Here is a 23,892-nt window from a genome sequence, read left to right as displayed (position 1 = left end):
CTTCAGGGGCAGGGCAGCGAGGCCTCGTAGTCGGAGAACTCGGAAGGGCTCGCGGGGAGCCCCTCGCGTTGCAGCTTCCAGGTGCCCACGTAGCGATCGTGGTTGCGCGGGTTCTCGTAGCGGGCCAGGCCCACCAGTCCCTCGGAGGTGAGCACCGCTTCGTGCTCCACCGTGCCGCGCCCATTGCCCAGGAGCGGGGTGGCGAAGCGCAGCCGGGAAGGCTCCACCGCGAGCGCCTCGAGCGGGAAGGGGCCCTCCTCCTTGCCGTTGGGGAAGACGATGCGCACGGTGCCGCCCAGGTGTTCGGCCTCCTGCTTCAGCGCGAGGTGGAGCGTGGCGGGAGATTGGCCCGCCTCCTGGGAGTAGAAGCGCAACTGTCCCTGCCATGTCCCCTGCAGCAGCACCGTCCCCAGGGGCTGGCCCTCGGGCAGGGTCGGCAGCGCTGGGGCGGGAGGCTCGACCTCCACATAGCCACCGCTCTGGCGCAGCTCCTCGTAGGTGGTCCAGGCCACGCGTTGGAGGGGCTCAGCCTCCTCGGGAGACAGCGTGGCCAGCTTCACCGTCCTTGCGGGGTTGAGCACGCCTTCGGGCATCGGATGTCCGGTGAGGGTGGAGGCCAGGCCCACCGGGGAGCGCCCCGTGAGCGTCGCGAAGAGCGCGGAGGCGGTGAGGTAGGTGCCCGCGGGTGAGGGGTGGCTGCCGTCCTGGTGGTACAGGGCGAGCTGTGGGGACTCCTGGCGCGCGCGCGCCCAGGCCAGCCCCGCGGGGATGATGGGGGCTCCCAGCTCCCGGGCCACGGCCATATAGGCCTGCGTCAGCCGCGCCTGGGACTCGGGGGTGTCCCGCCGGGCCCAGGTGAGCAGGAAGAGCGGTTGGGCCCCCACCCTGCGGGCCTCCTCGGCGAAGCGCCGCGCGTAGGGGTGGAAGGCCAGCTCGGGATCATTCACCTCGTGGCGGCCTTCGATGAGCAAGAGGCCCAGCGTGCTCTGCTCCTGGAGCACCACGTAGTCCCACCGGCCCTGGCGCAGCGCCGCGAGCGCCTCGCCCCGGTCCCAATGCTGCTGCAACCGGACACCGGGGCGGGCCACGGTGCGCGTCTCGATGGGGACGGGGGGCTGGGCCGAGCGGGCCAGGCCCTCCAACTGGGCCGGGAGGTTGTTGTTGTACGTGTAGCTGTTGCCAATAAAGAGGACGCGGAGGGGACGGGGAGGCGTGGCCGCCGTTGCCGGGGGGGCCCAGGTCAGGCCCCATACCCCGAGTATCAGCAGCAGATGGACGCAGAGGCGAGAATGGGTCAGGGGGTTCATCGCGGTGGCGGCGCGGCGTATCCTGCCAGGATTTGCCATCCCCTGCCCAGACGTGCCTACCCTATAGGTCTCATCCGTGGGAGCAAGAGGTACGGCTGCAATGGACACCCTCCGCGACGCACAGAGACAGCTCGATCAACGCCTCGCCCTCGCAGGGCCAGAGGACACGTGTCGGGGCCTTTTCTTCAACGTCGTTCTGGACGGTCTGAAGGACCTGGCAGGTCATGACGTCGAGTTCATCTGCCGCCGGGCCGCGGGGGAGCGGAAGTTCACCGACTTCTTCAGCTACCCGGTTTCGGGCTTCATCCGGCTGGGGATCGCCGCGCTGCCGCTGGTGGGGGCTCGGCTGGGGGGGGATGAGGCCGTGCTGCGGTGGATGGGGACCCACTCCACACGCAGCTTCCTGAACAGCGTGGCGGGGAAGACGGCGCTGAAGCTGGCGGGCAATGACATCAAGCGCTTCGTCAACCAGGTGCCTATCAGCTACCGGGCGGCGGTGAGCTACGGGGAGCGGCAGGTGGTGTGGACGGGAGAGACCCAGGGTCGTGTCATCTTCAAACGCGACTTCATGCCGCCCGCCTACCACGAGGGGATATTGAGCCAGGTGCTGGAGACGCTGGGCGGGCGCAACGTGCGGGTGCGCGGCCAGGCCACCAGCGCGCTCGACTCGGTGTACGAGCTGAGCTGGGACAAGGCCGCGGGGCGCTGAGGCGCCTCAGAGCACCTTCTCGATGGCGTGATGCAGGTCCTCCCGGGACATCCAGCCGATGGGGGACACCGTCGTCACCAGCAGCAGCGAATGGTCCTGGCGCGTCACTTGCGCGCTCAGGCCCACGAGGAGGCGCACCTTGCGCACGTTGGCGCGCAGCGCCTCCAGCGCCATCAGCTCCCGGGTCAGATCCTCCAGCACGCCCAAGGCCCGCGAGCTGAGCGCTTCGATGGCCGCCAGGGCCTCGGGCTCGGGAGGCAGCCGATCCCAATCCACTTCTACCTCCACGGGGGCGCCCAGCGCCGAGGCCAGCGAGGTCTGGCGCTCGGCCAGCTTGCGCTTCATCACCAGCCGAGAGGGAGGCGGAGGCGTGTCGCGCGGCAGCTGGTAGAGCGAGGGCAGCTCATGCACGGTGAGGGCCTCGATGGAGTCAGTCCGGATGAAGATGGCATCCGGCTCGGAGCGCCGTGCATCCGCGCTCAGCGCGTGCAGCACCACGCTCTTGCCTCCGTTTCGCAGCTCCAGCAGGAAGCCCTGAAGCTCGCGACCGCTGCGCAGGTGGAGCGTCACCCGAGGAGCGGTCACCGGCGTGCCTTTGGCTCGAAGGGCCTGAAGCTCGGCGAGCCTCGAAAGCAGCTCCTCGAGGGTTTGGGCCTCCAGGCCCTTCAGCGCTTTCTCCAGGGGATCCATGGGGTGCTTCCTCCTTGCCCGAATCGTGGCGATACACAGGACGACATGGCGAGCATCCCACAGCTGGTGTGAAGGAGAGTTGCCCCCGTGCGAGCTCCCCTTTATGGACCGGCGATGATGAATGCTCGAGCCGCGTACCTGCTGGGTTCCGCCGTGTTCCTCTTGTTGGGAGCTTGCGGGGACACACTCCCTCCGGAGCCTCAGTGCGCGGAGGCGCCCCTGCCGCTCCAGAACGCCCGCGCCCACACCTTGGGAGAGACGTTCTATCTGCCGGCGACCCTGCGCAATGAGCAGTGCTCCGACAAGCTCGAATGGCGGGTCGCTTCGTCCCCCGAGGGGAGCGACAACTCCGTGTACTCGCAGGGTGGTCCCCAGCCCCGCTTCACCCCAGACGTGCCGGGCGATTACACCTTCCGGCTGGGGGATCTGTCCTCGTCGGTGCTCAACCTGCGGGTGGTGGAGCGCGCTCCGGCCGAGCGCTTCCGCAATCACTACCTGACGCCCCTCTACGGCGCCGCGCGCGTGGGCGACGAGCTGTGGACGGCCAACGGTGCCTCGTACACGGTGTCGCGTCTGGTGCAGGTGGATGGCACCTGGCGCAAGCAGGGCGAAGTGACTGTTGGCTCGTGGCCGGCGGCCCTGGCGTGGCGCGACCCGCTGCCCTACGTCCTTGTCGCTCACCGGGGCAGCGATACCGTGGGCTTCATCAGCCGTGAGCGGGGCGTGCTGGAGGACGCGCTGTGGGTGGGAGATGAGCCCTCGGGGCTGGCGATCTCTCCGGACGGCAAGCGCCTCTATGTCTCGCTGGCCACCATGCGGCAGGTGGCCGTGGTGGACCTGGAGCGGCGCGAGGTGGTGGCTCACGTGAACGCCGGCTTCGACCCGCGCGCCCTGGCGATCTCTCCGGACGGCAAGCGCCTCTTCGTGGCCTCGTACCGCTCGGGCAACCGCGTCAAGGACACTCGCGGCACGTACACGCCGGCGGACGATCAGGACATTCGCGTCATCGATACCGAGACGCTGCGCCTGGACGCCATCGTCGAGGGCGTCTCGACGGACCTGCGTGCCCTGGCGCTCTCCGAGGACGGCGCCGAGCTGTTCATCGCCGCCACCGACGGCGATCCCGAGCCGTCGCAGGCGGAGCCCAACGCGAGGCCCTTCGTCCATGAGGTGGTGGTGGTGGGCGCCGACCCGGCGCGGCCCGGGTATGGCCAGGTGCTGCGGCGTGCGGACCTGTGGCGCAGGACGGGCTCGGCGGGGCCGCTGGTCAACCCTGCTGGCGTGCTCGTGGTAGGCGACACCGTCTGGGTCTCCTCCGAGTCCTCGGATCAGGTGGTCGCGCTCGACAGGGCCCAACTCACCGAGAAGGCCCGCGTTACCGTGGGCCAGGGCGCGCGGCAGCTCGTCGCGCTCGACGCGCAGGGCACGGTGGCCGTTCACTGCTTCCAGAGCTTCGAGGCCTGGGTGGTGGGAGCCGACGGGCAGGTGCGCGCCACGGTGAAGCTCACCGAGGATCCGCGCCCGGCGGATGTGGCGCTCGGCGAGCGCGTCTTCACCCGTCCCGGAAGCAACTTCGCGCAGAACCACGCCTGCTCCAGTTGTCACATCGAGACGCAGAACAATGGGCTGATCTGGCGCTTCGGGCCCTCCATCTGGCACAACGCCCGGCCGCTGCAGTTGCTGTCGGCCACCACGCCGCTCGAGTGGGGCGCCTACGTCTCCAGCGCGGACAACTTCGGCTACCAGGGCCCCGCCTCCATCGTGTCGCGCCCGGCCACGCCCCAGGAGGCGCAGGGGCTGGCGAGCTTCCTTGGCTCGCTGCTCGGCGCGCCACGGGCCACGGGCTACACCCGGCTCGATGGCAGCTACACCGAGGCCGGGCTGCGCGGGAAGGCGATCTTCGAGGGCAAGGCCACCTGCGCCAACTGCCACGCGTCGCCGCTGTACACCTCCCGGGCCTATCTCCCGAGGGGCAAGTCCGGCGAGCCAGCCGATGTTCCCTCGCTCTTCGGCGTCTACCGCCACGGCATCTACTTCGTGGGCGGCAAGGCTCGCTCGCTGGATGCCGCGGTGGATGTGGCGCTCGACTTCGTCGAGGTGGCCCTCTCCGCCGAGGAGCGGGCCGACCTGCTCCAGTTCCTGCGGGAGCTGACGCCCAAGGGAGCCGCCCCGCTGGGCATCTGGCCGGACATCGACAGCAACGAGGGCGTGTACCCGGACGTGCGTCCCTTCGTGGCCTTCGCGGATCCTGTGGATGACAGCATCCCCGACAGGACCATCCTCCAAGTGGCCTCCGAGTATGTGGTGCTGGAGGACGCGCAGGGGCAGCGCGTCCCGGGCCGCGTGGAGGTGCAGGGCGGTCGCATCGAATTCATCCCCGCCGCGCCCCTCGCTCCCGGGGCGCGCTACACCTTCCGGGCGCTGCCGGGCCTGCCGTTCCAGTCGGGAGGGGAACTCTGGGGCGAGCGCTCTACCGCGTTCACCGTGGCGAAGCCCGCCGCGGGCAGGTGGCCGAGGACGATGATGATGACGGTGCAGGTCCCGGGGCGGAACGGGCCCATGTCCATGGACATGCTGCTCGAGGCGAGCGACACGCCCCGGCCGGGAGGGCTCACCCTGCGCATCCTTCCGCAGCTCTTCGGCACCCAGCAGCGCCAGGAGGTGTGGGTGCGCGTGGACGGGGACGTGCTGCGCATGGAGCCCTTCGCCATGCCCGCTGGGCCCACGAGTGTGGCGGACGCCATGCAGGTAACGGGCACCGTCACGCAGGTGGACCCGAGCACCCAGGACATCCTGCGGGTGGAAGGGACGCTGCGCGTCGCCGGGCCTGGAATCGACCTGCCGGGCGTGCCTTTCGTCATCACCCCCCGGTGAAGCGAGGAGGGCATGGCCCTCCATATATGATGGGAGCCGCCATGCCACCCACCGGCCTCACGTCGATCCAGATCCGCCAGGGGCACCCGGACTTCCTGGACATGCCCTGGCACCTGCCGCTCGAGGAGTGGGACGGCAAGAGCCCCCGGCTCGTCGAGGTGCCTCGGGGCCTGTCGCGACATGAGGTGCGCTTCGTCAGCTACGGCAAGGCCATCTACGCCCTCAAGGAACTGCCAACGCGTGTGGGGCAGCGCGAATATGCGGTGCTCCGGGGGCTGGAGGAGCGCGAGCTCCCCGCGGTGGTGGCGGTGGGGCTGGTGAAGGTGCGGACCTCCTCGGAGGAGGAGGGCGGGGAGGAGGGGTGTGTGCTCATCACCCGCTTCCTCGATGGCTCGTTGCCCTACCGCACGCTGTTCATGAACCAGGGCCTGGAGCGCTACCGCGAGCGGCTGTTGGACGCGATGGCCAGCCTCCTGGTGCGCATGCACCTGGGGGGTTTCTACTGGGGCGACTGCTCGCTCTCCAACACGCTGTTCCGACGGGATGCGGGTGAGCTGCAGGCCTACGTGGTGGACGCGGAGACCTCCGAGCTGCACGACCGGCTCTCGGACGGCAAGCGCCTGCATGACCTGGACATCATGGAGGAGAACGTCGCGGGCGGGCTGGCGGACCTGGCGAGCGTGGTGCAACTGCCCGCCGTCCTGGACGTGTTCGAGACGGGGCCCAACATCCGCAAGCGCTACGAGCGGCTCTGGGAGGAGATCAACAAGGAGATCCCCGTGGCGGCCAACGAGAGCTACCGCATCCATGAGCGGATCCGCGCGCTGAATGACCTGGGCTTCTCGGTGGACGAGGTGGACCTGGTGACCAGCGGTCCGAGTGACACCCTGCGCATGCGCACCATCGTCACGGACCGTAACTACCACCGCCACCAGCTCCACAACCTCACCGGCATCGTCGCCGAGGAGAAGCAGGCCACGCTGCTGCTCAACGAGATTCAGGAGCTCAAGGCCACACTCGCGCGCGAGCTCAACCGCAGCACCCCGTTGAGCACCGCCGCCTTCCGCTGGCTGGAGGAGCGCTTCCATCCCACCATCCAGACGCTCCAGCCCGTGGTGGGCACCACCGAGGTGTCCGAGGTGTACTGCCAGGTGTTGGAGCACAAATGGTTCCTCTCCGAGCGCGAGAAGAAGGATGTGGGCCTTCAGCGCGCCATCGAGGACTACATGGAACTACGCAAGCGCCAGAAGGACCCCTCCGTGGCCTCGCTCCTCCTGGGGGGAGCGGTCTCTCCCTCGCTCCCTCGGCCGCCTTCGGCGATAAGTGAAGGCGATGGGACACGAGAGTCGGCGCCCTCGGCTCCGGCCGGTGGCGTCGACAGCCCTTCGGACCCTCGTTAATTTCAGGCCATGTCCTCCCCTCGCTATTCCGTCGATCAGCCGCTGGCGATCGAGGTCCAGATCCGGCAGGAGAAGGCCTCGGCCCTGCGGCGTACGGGCGACAAGCTGGAGAAGCTGATTGTCGAGTTGGCCCGGCTGGAGCGCGAACTGCCCGCGCTCAGCGGCCCCGTGCGCGCGAAGAAGCTGACCGAGTACCAGCAGACGCGCGCCAGCGCCGAGCACGAGCGCTGGTGCCTCATCGTCCAGCGCGAGGCGATGGGCCTGTGGAACCACTCGGAGGTGGATCTGATGTACCGGATCCCCCCGCCGGTGCGCTGAGGGAGTTCAGCTCCCCTGGCGCCAGGCCCCCATGGCCAGCAGCGCCCAGCCCACGAGGAAGCCAAGCCCGCCCAATGGGGTGATGGCGCCCAGCACGCGTACGCCCGTAAGCGCCAGCGCGTACAGGCTGCCGGAGAACAGGACGATGCCGGCCAGCATCGCCCAGCCGGCCCCGGAGAGCAGGGGGGAGGGCCGCGCCTGGGCCACGAGGCCCACGGCGATGAGCCCGAGCGAGTGGTACATGTGATAGCGCGCCCCGGTCTCGAAGATCGTCAGGAGGTCCGCCGAGAGCCGGGCCTTGAGCGCATGGGCGCCAAAAGCTCCCGCGGCCACCGAGAGGAACGCGCTGGCCGCGCCCAGCACAATCCACAACCTCATCGTCGAGCGCCTTTCATCGAGGGTCCAAGTTGCGGCACGCTACACCGCCTTTCATGGAGCGTCTTGCTCCAGGTGTCTTCCCCGTAGTTCTCAATTCGCTCGATGACCGAATCCACCTCGAAGAAACCTGCTTCCTCCTCGCTCCCTCCGCCGTTCGAACTGCGCCGCTCCACCATCCAGGGCACGGGCGCCTTCGCCACGCGCCGCATCCGCAAGGGCACGCGCATCATCGAATACACCGGTGAGCGCATCACCCAGGACGAGGCCGACAAGCGCTACGACGACGAGTCCATGAAGCGCCACCACACCTTCCTCTTCACCCTGGACGAGAACACCGTGGTGGATGCCGCCGTCAACGGCAACGAGGCGCGCTTCATCAACCACAGCTGCGATCCCAACTGCCAGGCGTTCATCGAGGGCAAGCGCATCTACATCTACTCGCTGCGCACCATCGAGGCCGGCGAGGAGCTCTCCTATGACTACGCCTACGAGCGCGCCGAGGGCATGGATGAGGAGTCGGAGAAGCTCTACGTGTGCCGCTGCGGGGCGAAGACGTGCCGGGGCACCATCCTCGCGCCGCCCAAGCCGCCCAAGCGCGCCCGGACGGTGAAGAAGGCCACCTCGAAGAAGAAGGCTCCGAAGAAGGCCTCGCGCACCAAGGACGCCCCGCGCCAGAAGACGAAGCGCGGGGGCACGGCCGCCAAGAGCCGCAAGCGGGCGTAGCGGCTACTCGTAGCGGAGCGACTCGATGGGCGCGAGGCTGGCGGCGCGCCTGGCGGGCCAGAGCCCGAAGAAGACGCCCACGCACGCGGAGAAGGCGAAGGCCAGCATGACGGCCTCCGGCGACACGGCGGTCTGCCAGCCCGCCAGTCGCTGGAGCGCGTACGAGCCGCCCAGCCCCAGCAGGAGCCCCAGCCCGCCGCCGGCCATGCACAGCACCAGCGACTCGATGAGGAACTGGAAGAGGATGTCGTTGGGCCGGGCTCCCAGCGCCTTGCGCAGGCCGATCTCGCGGGTGCGCTCCGTCACCGACACCAGCATGATGTTCATGATGCCGATGCCTCCGACCAGCAGCGAGATGGCGGCGATGCCGGCCAGCAGCAGGGTGAAGGTCTGCGTCGTCTCCTGGACGGTGCTCAGCAGCGAGGCCTGATCGCGGATGTTGAAGTCCGCCGCTTCGCCGGAGCGCAGCCGGTGCTCGCGCCGGAGGATCTGGTCGATCTCGACCATGGCGTTGCCCATGTCCGCCTCGCCCGTGGCCTGCACGGCGATGGAGCGCACGCGGTCGCTGCCCATGACGCGGAACTGCGCCGTCGACAGGGGGATGTAGAGGCTCTCGTCCGGGTTGGAGAAGCCCTGGGAGCCCTTCTCCGCCAGCACGCCGATGACCTCGAAGGGCACGCCGCCGATCCGCAGCGTCTGCCCCACGAGGCTCTCGCTCGTGACTCCACCGAGCTGGGCTCCCACCAGGGCGCCCAGCACCGCGACGCGGCGCCGGCCCCGGTCCTCCGCCTCCGTGAAGAGCCGCCCGTTGGCGATCTGGTTGTTGTTCACGGTGAAGTAGCTGGGCCAGGCCCCCACGACGGAGAGGTTGGCGTTGCTCGTGCCGTGCTCGATCTGGACCCGGGTCTCCATCTCGGGGGAGACGGCCCGGATGTACTGGGGCGCCTGCCGGAGCGCCTCCGCGTCCTCGACGGAGAGCATCGCCTGGCCTCGACCCAGGCCGCCGGCGAACGACTGGCCGGGGCGCACGGTGAGCACATTGGCGCCCAGGGTGCTCAGCCGGGCCTCCACCGAGCGCTGGGCGCCCTCGCCCAGGGCCACCATGGTGATGACGGCCGCGATGCCGATGACGATGCCCAGCATGGTGAGCAGCGAGCGCAGCTTGTTCGCGACGACCGCGTCGAAGGCGACCAGGATGATCTCGCCGATCAGCATGGCCGCTTACCTCCGCCCGCCGCCACTGCTGCCCGCGCCGCCGCCACCACCCCCGCCGCCGCCACCGCCGCGAGCGCCACCTCCCGCGCCGGGGATGATGCCGCCGGTCCGCTGCCGCATCCGGTCCAGGCTCTGCTGCTGCTGCTGCTGGAGCTGCGCCACGGCGACGAGGAGCACCTGCTCTCCGGCCTCCAGGCCGCTGGTGACCTCGGTGTACTCCCAGTCACTCATGCCCAGGGTGACCCGGCGCACCTCGGTGCCGGTCTGACCCTGCACGAAGACGGCCCCAGGGCGCCGGCTCGAGTCTCCTCCCGAGCGCCGCTCGCGGGGGGCGCGCGCCTGGGCGGTTCCTCCGTCGAGGTCTCCGGGAGGAGGGGTGCCCGCGTCGGCGTCGTTCGCCGGGTTCGCGCCGCTGGGGCGCAGGGTCGCGCGCACGGTCGCCTCGTCCAGCCCCACGATGGAGGCGACGGCTGGAGCGTCCCGCAGCCCCAGCACCGCCGTGTTGGGGATGGTGACGACATCCCGGCGGCTGGAGATCTCGATGGCGACCTCCGCGTTCATGCCCGGCTTGAGCAGCCCCTCCGGGTTCTGCATGCGGATGAGCACCGGGAAGAGCGTCACGTTCTGCTCGACGACCGCCTGCGGCTCCACCTTCACGACTTCACCCATGAAGGTGCGACCCGGGTAGGCCTCCAGCGACACCCGGGCTTCCATTCCGGGCTGGATCTTCCCGATGTCGGTCTCATCGATCTTCGCGCGAACCTGCATCACCGACAGGTCCGCCATCTTGAACAGCGTGTTGCCGCCGGACACGTTGGAGGTCGCCGAGGCGATGATGATGCCGGGCTCGATGCCGCGCTCCAGGACGGTGCCGTTGATCGGCGCGCGGATCGTCACATCCTGCCTGCGCTCCCGGGCCAGCTGCAGGTTGGTGTCGGCGCGGACCAGCGCCGCACGGGCGCTGGCCGCCGAGTCGATCGCCGTCTCGTACTCCTGCTGGGTGACGACCCCCGAAGCCCGCAGTGCCTCCATTCGGCCTTTCTGGGCGTCCACGGTGCTCAGGCGCACGCGCGCGGACTCCAGGTCCGCCTGGGCCTGCGTCAGGGCGTTCTGCACGTCCCGTGGGTCGATCTCCGCCAGCAGCGTGCCTTGCTCCACCTGGCTGCCGGTCTCCACGAGGACGCGCAGGACCTCACCGGAGGCCTTCGACTTCACCTCCACCACCCGGATGGGCTCCAGCAGCCCGGCGGCCTCGGCCATGACTTCCAGGTTCCTGCGCTCGGCCACGGCCACGGGCAGTGTGTTCTGGGGTGTCTGCTTCTGGGCGCGGCCGCGCACGAAGTACACCGCGGCTCCGATGACGAGGAGCGCTCCAACGATGAGGGCGACCTTCTTCATGTTGCGATTCTCCCGCCGTGCGAGGTTGCCCCACTCACGCCGGCCTCCGTTGATCTCGCTCGATCACGCCGTCCTTGAGGTAGAGGATCCGCCGCGCGTGCTCGGCGATGTCGGCCTCGTGGGTGACGAGCATCAGGGTCTGTCCTTGCGTGTACAGCTCCTCGAAGAGCGCCATGATCTCCGTGCCCGTCTTGCTGTCGAGTGCGCCCGTGGGCTCGTCCGCCAACAGCAGGGCAGGGTGGGTGACCAGGGCGCGGGCGATGGCCACGCGCTGGCGCTGGCCGCCCGACAGCTCGTTGGGCCGGTGGTCCTTGCGCGAGCCCAGGCCGACGCGATCGAGGAACACCGCGGCCCGCTCGCGGCGCTCTCGCCGCTTGACGCCCGCATAGATGAGCGGCAGCGCCACGTTGTCCAGCGCGCTGGCGCGGGGCAGCAGGTTGAAGCTCTGGAAGACGAAGCCGATCTCCCGGTTGCGGATCCGCGCCAGGGACTCCTCGCCCATGCCCGCCACCGGCTGCCCGTTGAGCCAGTATTGGCCGCCGCTGGGGATGTCCAGGCAGCCAATGAGGTTCATGAAGGTGGACTTGCCGGAGCCGGAGGGCCCCATGACGGCCACGTACTCGTTGCGGCGGATCTCCAGATTGACTCCGCGCAGCGCGTGGACGGTCTCCGAGCCCACCCGATAGTTCTTGCTCAGCGCCTCGACGCGGATGACGACGTCTGCCAGCGTTCGCCCGCCTGGGGCGCCCTGGGGAGCATCTGGCGGTGGGGCAGCGCTCACAGCTCCCTCCCGGCGATGGCTTCGAGCTCGGCGCGCGACAGCTGGTAGTCGAAGCGCAGGCTCACGAGGTTGTTCTCCGCCTCGACCAGGGCGGACTGGGACGTCAGCAGCTCCAGGATGGTGGTGGCACCGAGGCGGTAGCGCTCCTGCTGGACACGCAAGTCCTCCTGCGCCACCTGCACCGCCTGCCGGGCCAGGGAGATACGCTCCTCGGCCAGCTTGAGCAGGCTCAGCACCCGCTCGGCTTCGGCTCGGGCCAACCGCCGCACGTCGGCGAGCTGGGACTGGGCGATCTCCGCCTGGGTCCGGGCGCGGATCTCGTTCGCGTCCCGCTGGAAGCCGTCGAAGATCGGGTAGGACAGGCCGAGCCGGACGGACCAGCTCGTGCGTCCTCCGGCGGGGACCGGATCGTCATTGAACCAGTCGTAGCCCGCCGAGAGCCGGACGGAGGGCAGGTACTGGGCGCGCGCCACGCCGATGCTCGCCTCGGCGGCTACCACGATCGCCTCGGCCGCCCGGACGGAGGGCGCCGCGGACACGAGGGAGGCCACCAGCGCCGCGCCCGACTCCTCGAGCGGGGTGGGCTCGGTGGGGCCCGAGGGCGCGGGGTCCACGGGGCCCTCCACGCCGACGAGCCGGCCCAGGGAGAGGCCCGCGGTGTAGCGCTGGTTCTCGAGCTGGAGCAGGGACTCGCGGGCCGTGTTGAGTTCGAGCTGGGAGCGCAGCACGTCCGAGCGGGTGGCCGAGCCCACGGCCAGGCGGCGCTCGGCGGCTCCAACGCCCTCCTGGGCTCGCTCGATGCGGGCGCGCGCCACGACCATCAGTTCCTCGGCGCGCAACCCATCGAAGAAGGAGCGCTCGACGGAGAGCGCCACGCTGAAGCGCTGCTCGACGAGCTGGGCCTGCGCGGCATGGGTGTTGGCCTCGGCCTGCTTCTTCGTGTTGCGCCGGCGGAAGCCGGTGAAGACATCCCAGCTCGCCGAGAGCCCCGCGTTGTAGGAGTCACTGGAGCCGGTGACGGGGGTGTTGGTGTCCGGGTTGAAGCGCTCGCTGCTGGCCAGGGAACTCCCCGCGGAGACGGAGAGGCTGGGCAGGTAGGCGCCGAAGGCGGTCCGCTCGGCCGCCTGGGCGGTGCGGATGGCCCCGGAGGCCTGGGCGATCTGGGGGCTGTACTTGAGCGCTCGAGTGCGAGCCTCCTCGAGCGACATGCTGACCCAGCCGGGCTCCTGCTCTTGCTGAGCGGCGCTGGTGGCGGGCGTGAGGGCCAGCACCAGGAGCCCCAGGGAGAGGGAGGCCAGATACCCTCGTTGACTCAGAGTCCAGGATGAGGTGGGCATCTTCTTTGGAGGTGGTACCACAAGAGGAAAACCCCGGAAGTGACTAAAGGTTAAAAACGCCTCGGCAGAGGCATGTGTCTGTCGTCCTCATCTCAGTCGCTCTCGACGCGCCTTGGCGAGGCGTCCGGCGCCGCGTAGGCAGGGCGTACGAGGGGGGCAACACCCATGGCTGAGACGTTCGATGTGGTGGTTATCGGCGGAGGTCCCACAGGAGAGAACGTGGGGGCACGGGCGGCGGCGGCGGGGCTCTCGGTAGCGCTGGTGGAGCGGGAGCTGCTCGGCGGCGAGTGCTCCTACTGGGCCTGCATTCCGAGCAAGGCGTTGCTCAGGCCCGCTGAAGCCCAGTGGCTGGCGAGGCACGCTCCTGGAGTCGGGGAGACGGTGAAGGGCGCGATCGATGCGCGAGCGGTGCTCGAGCGCCGGGACGCCATGGTCCAGGGCTACAAGGACGACTCCCAGGTGAAGTGGGCCGAGGGCGCGAAGCTCACCGTGGTGCGAGGGCACGGGAGGTTGAGTGGCCCGCGCACGGTGCGTGTAGAGGGCAGCGGCGGTGCTCGCGAGCTGATGGCGCGCAAGGCGGTGGTGCTGGCCACGGGCAGTCGGCCGCGCCTGCCGGACGTCCCGGGTTTGAAAGAGGCGCGGCCCTGGGACAACCGCGAGGGCACGGCGGCCAAGCAGGTGCCACGGCGGCTGGTGGTCCTCGGGGGCGGAGCGGTGGCGGTGGAGCTGGCGCAGGCCTGGCGCTCGCTGGGCGCCGAAGTGACGTTGGCGCAGCGCGGCAGAGGGTTGCTCTCCCGCTTCGAGCCCTTCGTGAGTCAAGAGGTGGAGCAGGCGCTGCGGGACAGTGGCGTCACCGTGCGATTGGGCACCCAGGCCACGCGTGTCGAGCGGCCCGGCGGACGGGGGGAGGTGACGGTGACACTCTCCACGGGGGAGGTGGTGCGCGCGGACGAGCTGCTGGTGGCCATGGGCCGCGTGGCGAACACGGCGGAGCTGGGGCTGGAGACGGTGGGGCTCACGCCGGGCAAGCCGGTGGAGGTGGATGATCAGCTCCGCGCGAAGAGCGTGGAGGGCGGGTGGCTCTATGCCTGCGGAGACGTGAACGGGCGCAACCTGCTCACGCACATGGGCAAGTACCAGGCGCGGTTGGCGGGGGATCACATCGCGGGCAAGGAGGTACGGGCCTGGGCGGACGCGAAGGCCACGCCGCAGGTCATCTTCACGCACCCGCAGGTGGCCTCCGTGGGGCTCACCGAAGCGCAGGCCCGCGAGCGGGGGCTGAATGTCCGCACGGTCCTAACCTCCCTGGGAAGTGTGGCGGGCACGTCGCTGCTCGGGCCAGGGCTCGGCGGGACGGCGATGCTGGTGGTGGACGAACGCCGCCGGGTCATCGTCGGAGCGACATTCACGGGGCCGGGGATTGGCGAGCTGCTGCACGCGGCCACCATCGCCGTGGCGGGCGAGGTGCCGCTGGACACGCTCTGGCACGCGGTGCCCTCCTTCCCTACGGTGAGCGAGGTGTGGCTGAGGTTGCTGGAGGCCTACGGGCTCTGAACGCCAATCCAAAGCCTCCCGCGCGCCTTCCCAGCGCTTAGAGTGACCCTGTGGACGACCTCCTCCGCTTCCTGCTCACGACGCCTCCCACGCCCGCGCCCCTCGCTTCCCTCGAGGATTGGTGGCGTCAGCACCAGGGCCTCGCCTCGCGCTTCGCCACGCCGGTGGACCTGGCGCTCGCGGGAGGCTTCATGGCCGACCGGCTCGGCTTCGCGTTCGCCTCGGGCTACCACGCCGCCCTCCGCTCGCTCTTTCCCCGCCTGTCGCCGGACCATCGCGCGGCCCTCTGCGCCACCGAGGCGGGAGGCGGTCACCCCAGCGCCATCCAGACCCGCCTCATGGGCGGCGAGGGCGCGCTTCGCCTGACGGGCTACAAGGCCTTCGTCACCCTGGGCACGGCGGCCGATACCCTCTTCGTGGTCGCCACCGAGGGACAGGATGAGCAGGGCCGCAACCGGCTCCGGCTGGTGATGATCGACGCGCGCCGCCAGGGCCTCACCTTCAGCGCGTTGCCACCTCCACCGTTCATTCCGGAGATCTCCCACGCGGAGTTACGGCTGGACGACGTACACGTCTCCCCGGACGAGGTGCTGCCTGGGGATGGCTACACGCGCTACCTCAAGCCGTTCCGCACGGTGGAGGACTGCCATGTCCACGCGGCGTTCCTCGGCTGGCTGCTGCAGGTGGCCCGCCGCTCCGGCTGGCCCGAGTCCGTGCAGGACGAGGTGCTCGCGCTGGCGGTGACGTTCCGAGGGCTGGCGCTGGCCGACCCCACCTCCGCCGCGGTGCATGTGGCGCTCGGCGGAGCGTTGGACCTGAGCCAGCGGCTGGTAGGCGGGCTCAACGAATGGTGGCCGCGCGCGGATGCGACCACCCGTGAGCGCTGGGAGCGCGACAAGGGACTGCTCGGCGTGGCGGGCAAGGCTCGCGCGAAACGGCGCGAGGTGGCCCGCCAGCGGCTCACCAGCGGATAAGGGCGTCCGGCAAGTCCGAGCCGAGGCTCAGTACCGACCGCCGCCGAGGGCGCTGACGGCCGCCGAGAGGACGCGGTTCTCCACGCCCCACACGGCCTTGTTCATGCCCTTGACGCCGGCGCCGCGCAGGTAGTCCGTGAAGTCGTGCAGGGCGGTGGAGCGCTGCATCCGCTCGGTCTTCGCGGCGTAGAGCAGCGGGGTGCCCGGCGCGCCCGTCAGGCCCAGGTCGGGGCAGGCCTCGGACAGCGCCTTGGGGTCGATGCCCGTGGCGGCGGCGAGCATGCCCACGGTGAACTTGTGGACCGGCAGCTCCCGGGCGTTGGGCACCTTCTTCAACACCTTCGCGCGATCCTCGGGGCTGGTGGCCAGCTGCTCCAGCTTCACGTTCGCGATCTCAAGGAGCTGCTCATTCGTCACGTGCTTGTTGTCGAGGATGGCGCGCGTGAAGAGGCTCTCCATCGTGTCGCCCTTGATCTGGATGCCCGAGGCATCCGAGGCGCGCATGCGCTCGATCATCCCGGCGATGGCCTTGCCCACCGGGGTGTCCGGTCCGCCGCGCCAGGCGCCGGGAATCGGCTTCGAGGGGGCCGCCTGGGTGACGGGCGCGTCGAAGCTGCTGCGCTGCACGTAGCCCACGGCGTTGGCCGGAGCGGTGCGGGGGGTGTTCGCCGTGGGGCGGGTCTCCGCCTGCGCAGGAGTGGAGGAAGGCCGGAGGGTCGAGGGTCGGCGGCCGATGGGATCCATGGGGGAACTCCTGTCAGGAAGGGCTCCCCGGGCAAGGGGAGAGAGAGACACTGACACCATTATCTGCCACTCTGGGTGGAAGTTGCATATGCCCGCTTTTCCTACCGAATTCGCCGATCTGCTCACCCCCAAAGGCCTCCGGATTCTCAGAGGACGAGACCCCGAGGCCTGTGGTGCGCTGCTGCGGGTGCCTCCCCAGCGCTTCATCTCGCTGACGGGCGTCATCAATGTCCGGAAGGCGGTGGCGTGCCGGGACGCTCTAGAGGAGGAGCTGCGCCCGACGCTCACGCCCATGGAGGATCCGATCCCCCCGGAGAGCATCCTGGGGATGACGGAGAACTACGCGGAGCTGCTGCCCAAGACGGTGCGGGTGCGCACCGCGCTGCTGGAGAGCCGGCGTTCGCGCTCGTGGCACGCGGCCGAGCGGGTAGGGCTGACCGCCATGCTCCGCTCGGAGAGCTTCGCCGCCTTCGCCTCGGCGGTGAGTGGGCGCACGCTGCGGCGCAAGTGGGGCATCCAGGTGCTGTGCTACGGGCCCGGCGACTACTCGGGCCCTCATAATGATCACCACCCCGAGGACCTCGAGGCACGCGACGGCTACGTGGACATGCACGTGAGCCTGGCCACGCCGGCGGTGGCGCACCAGTGGCTCATCTACGCCAAGGGGGGCCACTTTTCGGAGATGACCCCCGTCAACACCGTGGGAGGGGTGACCGTGTACCGGCTGCCCTTCTGGCACTACACGACGCCGCTGATGGCCCGCCCCGGCGCGGAGGCGGACGCGCGACGCTGGGTGCTGCTGGGTACATTCCTGGACGCACCCCGAAAGCCCGAGCGGGTTTCCCCTGGCCCTCGGGCCCAGGGGCGCTAGCCTGGGGGCGATGAGCCCCACCGACATCGACACGACGGCCAAGGACCTGCTTGCCTTCATCGACGCCTCTCCCACGCCGTACCATGCGGTGCGGGAGATCGCCCGACGCCTCACCCAGCACGGCTACCGCGCGCTGGACGAGGGCGAGCCCTGGACGCTCCAGCCGGGGGACAAGGTCTACGTCACCCGGGGCGACACGAGCATCGCCGCCTTCCACCTGGGCACCACGTCGGTGGAGCGCGCCGGCTTCCGGCTGGTGGGCTCCCATACCGACTCACCCAACCTGCGCCTCAAACCCAACGCCGCCGTGGCGCGCAACGGCTACCACCAGCTCGGGGTGGAGATTTATGGCGGCGTGCTGCTGAGCACCTGGATGGACCGGGACCTGTCCCTGGCCGGCCGCGTGGTGCTGCACTCCGGGGGCCGCCCCCAGTCGCACTTGGTGGATTTCCGCCGCCCGCTCCTGCGGGTGCCCAACCTGGCCATTCACCTCAACCGCACCGTGAACACCGACGGCCTCAAGCTCAACGCCCAGGAGCACCTGGTGCCGGTGCTCGGCCTGGAGAGCGCGGGGCCGGCGGATCTGCGCGCGCTGCTGGTGCGCGAGCTGGCCTCGGCCAACGTGCGCGCCGAGGTCGGGGATATCCTCGGCTATGACTTGTGCCTCTACGACACCCAGCCCTCGGCGCGCTCGGGCCTGAACGGCGAGTTCCTCCACGCGCCGCGCCTGGACAACCTCGCCAGCTGCCACTCGGCCCTGAGCGCGCTGGTAGCGATGGGCGGGGCCGGCGAGGCCACCTGCGGCGTCGTGCTGTACGACCACGAGGAGGTGGGAAGCCGCAGCGCCCAGGGCGCCGCGGGCAGCTTCCTGCGCGACTGCCTGGAGCGGCTCGTGCTGGGCCACTCCGATGGGCGGAAGGATGCGTACCACCGCGCCATCCGCCACTCGTACCTGGTGTCGGCGGACATGTCGCACGCCGTCCACCCCAACTACGCCTCGCTCCACGAGCCGAAGCACCAGCCGCTCATGGGCGGCGGCCCTGTCATCAAATCCAACGTGAATCAGTCCTATGCCACCGACGGCGAAACATGGGCGTACTTCGCGTCCCTGTGCCGGGAGGCCAACGTGACGCCGCAGCACTTCGTCACGCGTACGGACCTGGGGTGTGGCAGCACCATCGGCCCCATCACCGCCGCGGAGCTGGGTATCCGCACGGTGGACGTGGGCAGCCCCATGCTTTCCATGCATTCCATTCGTGAGCAGGCCGCTGCTTCGGATGTGGCGGCGATGATCGCCGTGCTGCGTCGATTCTTCACCTGAAGCGTGTCCAGAGGGGCACGACCTCCCGGGTCGGAAAGAAAAAGGCCCCCGTCAGGACCCTCCCGAGTTGACGCGAGGGTCAAGTAACGACAACATGGCGCCGCGTCCGTTTCCGGACATCCTCCTGAGGAGGGGGTTCAGCGTGAGAGTAGTGCTTCTTTCTGCGGGTCTGGCGGCCATGATGACGCTCATCACGGGCTGTTCCAGCAAGTGCGAGGCTGTCTGCTCCGAGGCCAATGCGTGCGGTATCACGGAGCGGTCAACGGATGTGGACTGCCCCGAGTTCTGCAACGACGTCGAGGAGTTCAATTCGCGCGCGGTAGCTGCGGGTCAGCAGAGCTGCGACGCCCAGTTCCAGGCCCACCTGGACTGCTGGGAGAGCAACTCCAGCCAGATGTGCAGCACGGAATTCAAGGGCTGTGAGGAGAGCGGTACGGCTTGGACCGAGTGCATGGCGGCGCACTGCGCGGCCGTGGCCGAGGACGAGAACGCGACCGACCCGAACTGCTTCGGTGCTGATCCGGCTCTCTATCCGTTCTAGTCACATCCCAGGAACCCGAACCCATGTCTTCCCAATCCCGTAGGGGGTCCAAGGTGCCTAAGCACTCAGCCCGCAAGAACAAGAACACCGCATTGGCCGTGGCAGTCCTCGTCAATGGTGCCTGGGGCGTCGCCGCCGCGCAGGAGGCAGCTCCTCCGGCTCCGGTGCCCACCGCTCAGGAGACCGCGCCCGCGGCTCAGGAGCCTGCCGCCACCCCCGTGCAGCAGCCCGTCGAGGCCACCCAGCCCGAGCAGGCCGTGCCGGCCGCCCCCGCGGCTCCGGCTCCTGCTCCCGCTCCGGCGGCCCGCCCCGCGGCGCAGCCCGCCGCCGAGGAGCCGCCCCCCGAGGAGTTCATCGAGGACATCGTGGTCACCGGCTCGCGCATCCCGCGCAAGGAGCTGACCACGGCGGCCCCCGTCACCGTGCTCGACAAGGCGCAGATCGAGGCCACCGGCCGTACCTCCATCGGTGAGATCCTCCAGAACCTGCCCGAGCAGTCCAACGCCATCAACACCCAGTTCAACAACGGCGGCGATGGCGCCACGCGCGTGAACCTGCGCGGCCTGGGTTCCATCCGCACCCTGGTGCTCCTCAACGGCCGCCGTCACGTGGCCGGTGGTACGGGCGCCGACGCCACGGTGGACCTCAACTCCATCCCGACCGTCGCCATCCAGCGCATCGAAATCCTCAAGGACGGTGGCTCGGCGGTCTACGGCTCGGACGCCATCGCGGGCGTGGTGAACATCATCACCCGCAAGGACTACTCGGGCACCGAGCTGCGCGGCTTCACGGGCATCTCCGGCCGCGGCGACGGTCTGCTGTATGACCTCAGCCTGACGACGGGCCAGAGCACCGAGCGCGGCAACATCCTGTTCACGGCCGGCTACTACACCCAGAAGGACGTGTTCGCCGGGGACCGCAGCTTCAGCAAGTACGACACGCTCTACGACTGGAACGAGCGCCGCCTCTACACCGAGGGCAGCTCCTCCACCCCCGAGGGCTACGTGGCCGCGGGCGGCACGGGCGGCAACGCCGAGTGGACCGCGCTGCGGGCCAAGTACCCCACCGCGACCCGCTTCACCGTCGACCCGGGCACCGGCGAGTGGCGGCCGTTCAACACCACGGGCGTCCAGGACGCCGGCGGTGACCTGTACAACTACCAGCCGGACAACTACCTGGTGACGCCGCAGCAGCGCGCGCACGTCTACTCCACCGGCGGTCTGCGCCTGGGGTCGAGCTCGCGCGCCTTCTTCGAGGCGTCCTACACCAACCGTCAGTCGTCGCAGCAGCTGGCCGCCGAGCCGCTCTTCACGCTGACCGAGGGCCTCGAGGTCTCCGGGAGCAACGTCTACAACCCGTTCGGCCGCAACTTCAGCGACGTGCGCCGCCGTCTGGTTGAGTTTGGTACCCGCGACTACACGCAGGACCTGACGACCTTCCGCGTGGTGACGGGCGTCGAGGGCAAGTTCAACGAGGACTTCGGTCCGCTGAACGGCTTCGTCTGGGATATCGCCTACAACTACGGCCGTACCCAGGGCGTGAGCACCAAGGAAGGCCTGCTGCAGCGCAGCCGGCTGGCGGCCGCCATCGGCCCCAGCTTCCTCGATCCGGACACCGGCGTGGCCACGTGCGGCACGGTGGAGTCTCCGGTCGACGGGTGCGTGCCGCTGAACCTCTTCGGTGGTCAGGGCAGCATCACCAAGGAGATGGCGGACTACCTGAGCTACCGCGGCACCGCTCGCGGCCTCAACACGCAGACCGCCATCACGGCCAACTTCGCCGGCGAGCTGTTCAAGATCAGCTCCAACGCGAACCCCACGGGCGTCGCCGTCGGCTATGAGCACCGCCGCGAGGGTGGCGCGTTCATCCCGGACCCGCTGACGGCCAAGGGTGACACCACGGGTAACAAGGGCGAGCCGACCGAGGGTCGCTACTACGTGAACGAGGCCTACGCCGAACTCTCGGTGCCGGTGCTGGGCACGACGAACGCGGAGACGGGCGAGAACCGCGACCTGCTGGAGTTCACCGGCGCGGCGCGCGTGTTCGACTACAACACGTTTGGTTCGGACTTGACCTACAAGTTCGGTGGTCGCTTCAGCCCCATCCCGGACGTCACGCTGCGTGGTACCTACTCCACCGCGTTCCGCGCTCCGGCCGTGGGCGAGCTCTTCTCGGGCTCGGCTGACAGCTTCCCGTCTCTCCAGGACCCGTGCTCCGATCGCGAGCAGGGCTCGGCGATCGACGCGGCCTGCGACGCCGCGGGCGTTCCGGACACCCTCTCCGACGAGCGCTCGCAGCAGCGGGCGATCGTCGGTGGCAACATCAACCTGAAGCCTGAGACGGCCAAGATCCTCACGTTGGGCGTCGTCTTCCAGCCGCGCTTCCTCAACGACGTGACGGCCACCGTTGACTACTACAACATCAACGTGACCGACGCGGTCTCCAGCATCGGCTCGGACGTCATCCTGAACTCCTGCTACCCGCGCGAGGCGGGCCAGGCTCCCCAGTACTGCAGCAACATCGAGCGTAACGCGGACGGCCTCATCACCCTGATCCGTGACCCGCTCGACAACGTGGGCGGTGACGCGACGAGCGGCATCGACCTGTCGCTGCGCTACCAGCCGCAGACCGCGTTCGGCCGGTTCGGCTTCAGCCTGGATGCGACGTACCTGGGCAAGTTCGACCGTACGCTGGCCGGTGGCACCATCATCCAGGCGAAGAACACCTACGACCTGGGCGGCGTCTACACCGACTGGAAGGCGAACCTGGGCGTGAGCTGGGCGCGCGAGGCTCTCAGCGCCTCGGCCAACATGCGCTTCATCAACGGATTCAAGGAGTGCGAGTTCAACTCCTGCTCCGTCCAGGATGAGGACGCTCCGCCCCCGATCGCCCGCGACGTGAAGGACTACTACACCTTCGACGCCAACGTGGCGTACGACTGGGAGACGAAGATCGGCACCGCGACCGCGCAGGTCGGCGTGAACAACGTCTTCGACGCGGCTCCGGCCATCGTGGTCAACGGCTTCCTCGCGTCCTCCGACGCGGCGACCTACGACTACCTGGGCCGTTACTTCTACCTCCGCCTGTCCTACAACTACTACTAGGCCAGACTGAGGTTTGAAGTTCGAGAGGCCGTCACGCACTGCGTGGCGGCCTCTTTGTTTTCTGGGGTAGGCGCCCGGGCTGGCGTCGGCCGTCTGCCCTGAGAGGGAAGCAGTCCCCGGACCCGGGCTGACTCGGACACATCCACCCCGCATGAGGCCTCCGTAGACCTCATTGGCTCCTGACGGAGCCTTCACCACGGAGGCAGCACATGAAGCGGGTTGGAACGCAGTCGAACGAGAAGCAGCACCCCGGGCGCGTGCTCGGGCGGGTGCTCGCCGAGGAGTTGGAGCAGGTTCGTGGAGGCACGGGGCTCCCCCTCGCGGACGCGACGGCGGGGCAGACCGTGGATCCCCATGGTCACCTGGATCTCACGGGTGGCCGAAGGGGGCAGACCGACGGCGACTGAGGAAGCGAGACCGTGACCCTTCTCCCTGCAGACGCTCGGCCGGAGAGCTTGCCCTCTCCGGCCGGGCGCCACCTTGGACACCCTCCCGAGAGTCGCCACCATGAAGACCGTCCTCCTCCTCTCCCAGCCGGACGACATCCACGCCGCCGCTGTCGCCGAAGCACTCGCACGCAAGGGCGTGGAGTCGCTGCTCTTGCACACCTCGGACTTTCCCACGCGCGCTACCGAGACGGTGCGCTTCCAGCAGGGCCAACGCTCGGTGCGCTTGCGCGGTCCAGGGCTGGAGCTTGCCGAGCACTCCATCGGCGTCGTCTGGAATCGCAGGCCCACGCTCGTCATCGACGAGGAGCGGATCCATCCCGCGGACCACGACTTCGTGGAGCTGGGATGTGACACGTTCCGGCGCTCGCTGCTCGACACCCTGGCGCCCGAGGCCTTCTGGGTGAACCCGCAGCGCGCGGTCGAGCGGAGCAGCAAGCTGCGCCAGCACCAGTTCGCCCTCGACGTGGGGCTGGAGGTGCCCGACACCCTGTACACCAATGATCCGGCGGAGATTCGCGCCTTCCTCCGGGAGCACGGAGGGCAGGTCGTCTACAAGCCCTTCAAGATGACCGCGTGGAGGGATGACGCGAAGCACTACATGACCTTCACCAGCCTGCTGACCGAAGCGCAGCTCGTGGAGGACGAGCTCCTCTCCGTGGTGCCTGGCATCTACCAGGCCCGGGTGGACAAGGCGTACGAGCTGCGCGTGACGATGATGGGGCACCGCGCGCTCACGGCGCGGGTGCGCTCCCAGGAGACGCGCACGGGACAGCTCGACTGGCGCAAGGCCTACGGCGAGCTGAGGATGGAGCCCTTCGCGCTGCCCACAGCGGTGCTCGAGCGGTGCAAGGCGCTGATGCGAAGGTTGGACATCGTCTTCGGCTGCTTCGACTTCATCGTGCGTCCGGATGGTCGCTACGTCTTCCTCGAGGTGAACCAGGCCGGCCAGTTCCTCTTCGTGGAGAACTACTCGGGCCTGCCGCTGCTGGACGCCTTCACGGAGTTCCTGCGGCAGGGGAGCCCCGATTTCGACTGGCGTCATGAGCGTGTCGCCATCCGCTACTCGGATGTGAAGGAGGCGGCCCTGCGGAGGCTCGAGCGGGACCGGGCACTCCATGTCACTGAGCCCGAGGCCACGTGGTACGAGGGACCGAGCAGGCCATCGCTCACTTCCTGATCCAACCTGTCAGATACTCTTGGCGAG

The 23,892-nt window shown here is 69.3% G+C and carries 21 protein-coding genes; 13 read left to right on the top strand and 8 right to left on the bottom strand.

Annotated features, from left to right (window positions below; genetic code table 11):
- Positions 1-2: 2 nt before the first annotated feature.
- Positions 3-1,307, bottom strand: a complete 1,305-nt coding sequence (locus tag SYV04_RS04615; protein ID WP_321544355.1) for an SGNH/GDSL hydrolase family protein — start codon at positions 1,305-1,307, stop codon at positions 3-5.
- A 100-nt stretch (positions 1,308-1,407) separates the two neighbouring features.
- Here SYV04_RS04615 and SYV04_RS04610 point away from each other — a divergent pair, with 100 nt between their 5' ends.
- Entirely contained in the window at positions 1,408-2,016 is a 609-nt protein-coding gene (locus SYV04_RS04610; protein WP_321544354.1) for a DUF2378 family protein, read from the top strand.
- 6 nt (positions 2,017-2,022) lie between these two features.
- Here SYV04_RS04610 and SYV04_RS04605 read toward each other — a convergent pair whose 3' ends face one another.
- On the bottom strand, positions 2,023-2,706 hold the full coding sequence (locus SYV04_RS04605) for a hypothetical protein (RefSeq protein ID WP_321544353.1): 684 nt from the start codon (positions 2,704-2,706) through the stop codon (positions 2,023-2,025).
- Between the two features lie 87 nt (positions 2,707-2,793).
- Here SYV04_RS04605 and SYV04_RS04600 point away from each other — a divergent pair, with 87 nt between their 5' ends.
- Genes SYV04_RS04600 through SYV04_RS04590 form a run of 3 tightly spaced genes read left to right on the top strand, consistent with a single transcriptional unit; the run spans position 2,794 to position 7,298 of the window.
- Positions 2,794-5,580 (top strand): beta-propeller fold lactonase family protein, encoded by a 2,787-nt coding sequence (locus SYV04_RS04600; RefSeq protein WP_321544352.1) that lies wholly within the window; start codon positions 2,794-2,796, stop codon positions 5,578-5,580.
- Positions 5,581-5,621: 41 nt separating this feature from the next.
- A complete protein-coding gene (locus SYV04_RS04595) occupies positions 5,622-6,980 on the top strand; it encodes a DUF4032 domain-containing protein (RefSeq protein WP_321544351.1) in 1,359 nt (452 codons plus the stop codon).
- A 9-nt stretch (positions 6,981-6,989) separates the two neighbouring features.
- Complete coding sequence (locus tag SYV04_RS04590; protein ID WP_321544350.1) at positions 6,990-7,298, top strand: hypothetical protein; 309 nt, start codon at positions 6,990-6,992, stop codon at positions 7,296-7,298.
- 6 nt (positions 7,299-7,304) lie between these two features.
- Here the strand turns inward: SYV04_RS04590 and SYV04_RS04585 are convergent, their stop codons facing one another.
- The gene (locus SYV04_RS04585) at positions 7,305-7,676 is read right to left on the bottom strand and encodes a DUF423 domain-containing protein (RefSeq protein WP_321544349.1); all 372 of its coding nucleotides are present in this window, start codon (positions 7,674-7,676) and stop codon (positions 7,305-7,307) included.
- Positions 7,677-7,778: 102 nt separating this feature from the next.
- On the opposite strand from SYV04_RS04585, the gene SYV04_RS04580 reads away from it, so the two are divergent.
- Positions 7,779-8,399, top strand: a complete 621-nt coding sequence (locus SYV04_RS04580) for an SET domain-containing protein (protein WP_321544348.1) — start codon at positions 7,779-7,781, stop codon at positions 8,397-8,399.
- A gap of 3 nt (positions 8,400-8,402) precedes the next feature.
- Here the strand turns inward: SYV04_RS04580 and SYV04_RS04575 are convergent, their stop codons facing one another.
- Genes SYV04_RS04575 through SYV04_RS04560 form a run of 4 tightly spaced genes read right to left on the bottom strand, consistent with a single transcriptional unit; the run spans position 8,403 to position 13,064 of the window.
- Complete coding sequence (locus SYV04_RS04575; protein WP_321544347.1) at positions 8,403-9,614, bottom strand: ABC transporter permease; 1,212 nt, start codon at positions 9,612-9,614, stop codon at positions 8,403-8,405.
- A gap of 6 nt (positions 9,615-9,620) precedes the next feature.
- Positions 9,621-11,012 carry an efflux RND transporter periplasmic adaptor subunit gene (locus SYV04_RS04570; RefSeq protein WP_321544346.1) on the bottom strand — a complete coding sequence of 464 codons (1,392 nt, stop codon included), beginning with the start codon at positions 11,010-11,012 and terminating at the stop codon, positions 9,621-9,623.
- A 34-nt stretch (positions 11,013-11,046) separates the two neighbouring features.
- Positions 11,047-11,739, bottom strand: coding sequence for an ABC transporter ATP-binding protein (locus tag SYV04_RS04565; RefSeq protein ID WP_321544475.1), 693 nt, complete (start codon positions 11,737-11,739; stop codon positions 11,047-11,049).
- 50 nt (positions 11,740-11,789) lie between these two features.
- On the bottom strand, positions 11,790-13,064 hold the full coding sequence (locus SYV04_RS04560; RefSeq protein ID WP_321544345.1) for a TolC family protein: 1,275 nt from the start codon (positions 13,062-13,064) through the stop codon (positions 11,790-11,792).
- A gap of 231 nt (positions 13,065-13,295) precedes the next feature.
- On the opposite strand from SYV04_RS04560, the gene SYV04_RS04555 reads away from it, so the two are divergent.
- Together SYV04_RS04555 and SYV04_RS04550 are read left to right on the top strand one after the other, a co-directional pair.
- Positions 13,296-14,684, top strand: a complete 1,389-nt coding sequence (locus SYV04_RS04555) for a dihydrolipoyl dehydrogenase family protein (protein WP_321544344.1) — start codon at positions 13,296-13,298, stop codon at positions 14,682-14,684.
- Positions 14,685-14,734: 50 nt separating this feature from the next.
- Positions 14,735-15,658, top strand: coding sequence for an acyl-CoA dehydrogenase family protein (locus tag SYV04_RS04550; RefSeq protein WP_321544343.1), 924 nt, complete (start codon positions 14,735-14,737; stop codon positions 15,656-15,658).
- A gap of 27 nt (positions 15,659-15,685) precedes the next feature.
- Here the strand turns inward: SYV04_RS04550 and SYV04_RS04545 are convergent, their stop codons facing one another.
- A complete protein-coding gene (locus SYV04_RS04545) occupies positions 15,686-16,402 on the bottom strand; it encodes a hypothetical protein (RefSeq protein ID WP_321544342.1) in 717 nt (238 codons plus the stop codon).
- Between the two features lie 88 nt (positions 16,403-16,490).
- Here SYV04_RS04545 and SYV04_RS04540 point away from each other — a divergent pair, with 88 nt between their 5' ends.
- The 6 genes from SYV04_RS04540 to SYV04_RS04515 all read left to right on the top strand — a co-directional run bounded on the left by SYV04_RS04540 (position 16,491) and on the right by SYV04_RS04515 (position 23,865).
- Entirely contained in the window at positions 16,491-17,273 is a 783-nt protein-coding gene (locus SYV04_RS04540) for a hypothetical protein (protein ID WP_321544341.1), read from the top strand.
- 10 nt (positions 17,274-17,283) lie between these two features.
- Complete coding sequence (locus tag SYV04_RS04535) at positions 17,284-18,594, top strand: M18 family aminopeptidase (protein WP_321544340.1); 1,311 nt, start codon at positions 17,284-17,286, stop codon at positions 18,592-18,594.
- 178 nt (positions 18,595-18,772) lie between these two features.
- A complete protein-coding gene (locus SYV04_RS04530) occupies positions 18,773-19,135 on the top strand; it encodes a hypothetical protein (protein ID WP_321544339.1) in 363 nt (120 codons plus the stop codon).
- Between the two features lie 53 nt (positions 19,136-19,188).
- Positions 19,189-22,239 carry a TonB-dependent receptor domain-containing protein gene (locus tag SYV04_RS04525; RefSeq protein ID WP_321544338.1) on the top strand — a complete coding sequence of 1,017 codons (3,051 nt, stop codon included), beginning with the start codon at positions 19,189-19,191 and terminating at the stop codon, positions 22,237-22,239.
- Between the two features lie 209 nt (positions 22,240-22,448).
- Positions 22,449-22,646, top strand: coding sequence for a hypothetical protein (locus SYV04_RS04520; RefSeq protein ID WP_321544337.1), 198 nt, complete (start codon positions 22,449-22,451; stop codon positions 22,644-22,646).
- Positions 22,647-22,746: 100 nt separating this feature from the next.
- The gene (locus tag SYV04_RS04515) at positions 22,747-23,865 is read left to right on the top strand and encodes an MvdC/MvdD family ATP grasp protein (RefSeq protein ID WP_321544336.1); all 1,119 of its coding nucleotides are present in this window, start codon (positions 22,747-22,749) and stop codon (positions 23,863-23,865) included.
- The last annotated feature ends 27 nt before the right edge of the window (positions 23,866-23,892 follow it).

The organism is Hyalangium ruber, assembly GCF_034259325.1.
GTDB lineage: Bacteria > Myxococcota > Myxococcia > Myxococcales > Myxococcaceae > Hyalangium_A > Hyalangium_A rubrum.
This window is presented reverse-complemented; position numbering and strand designations above follow the sequence as displayed.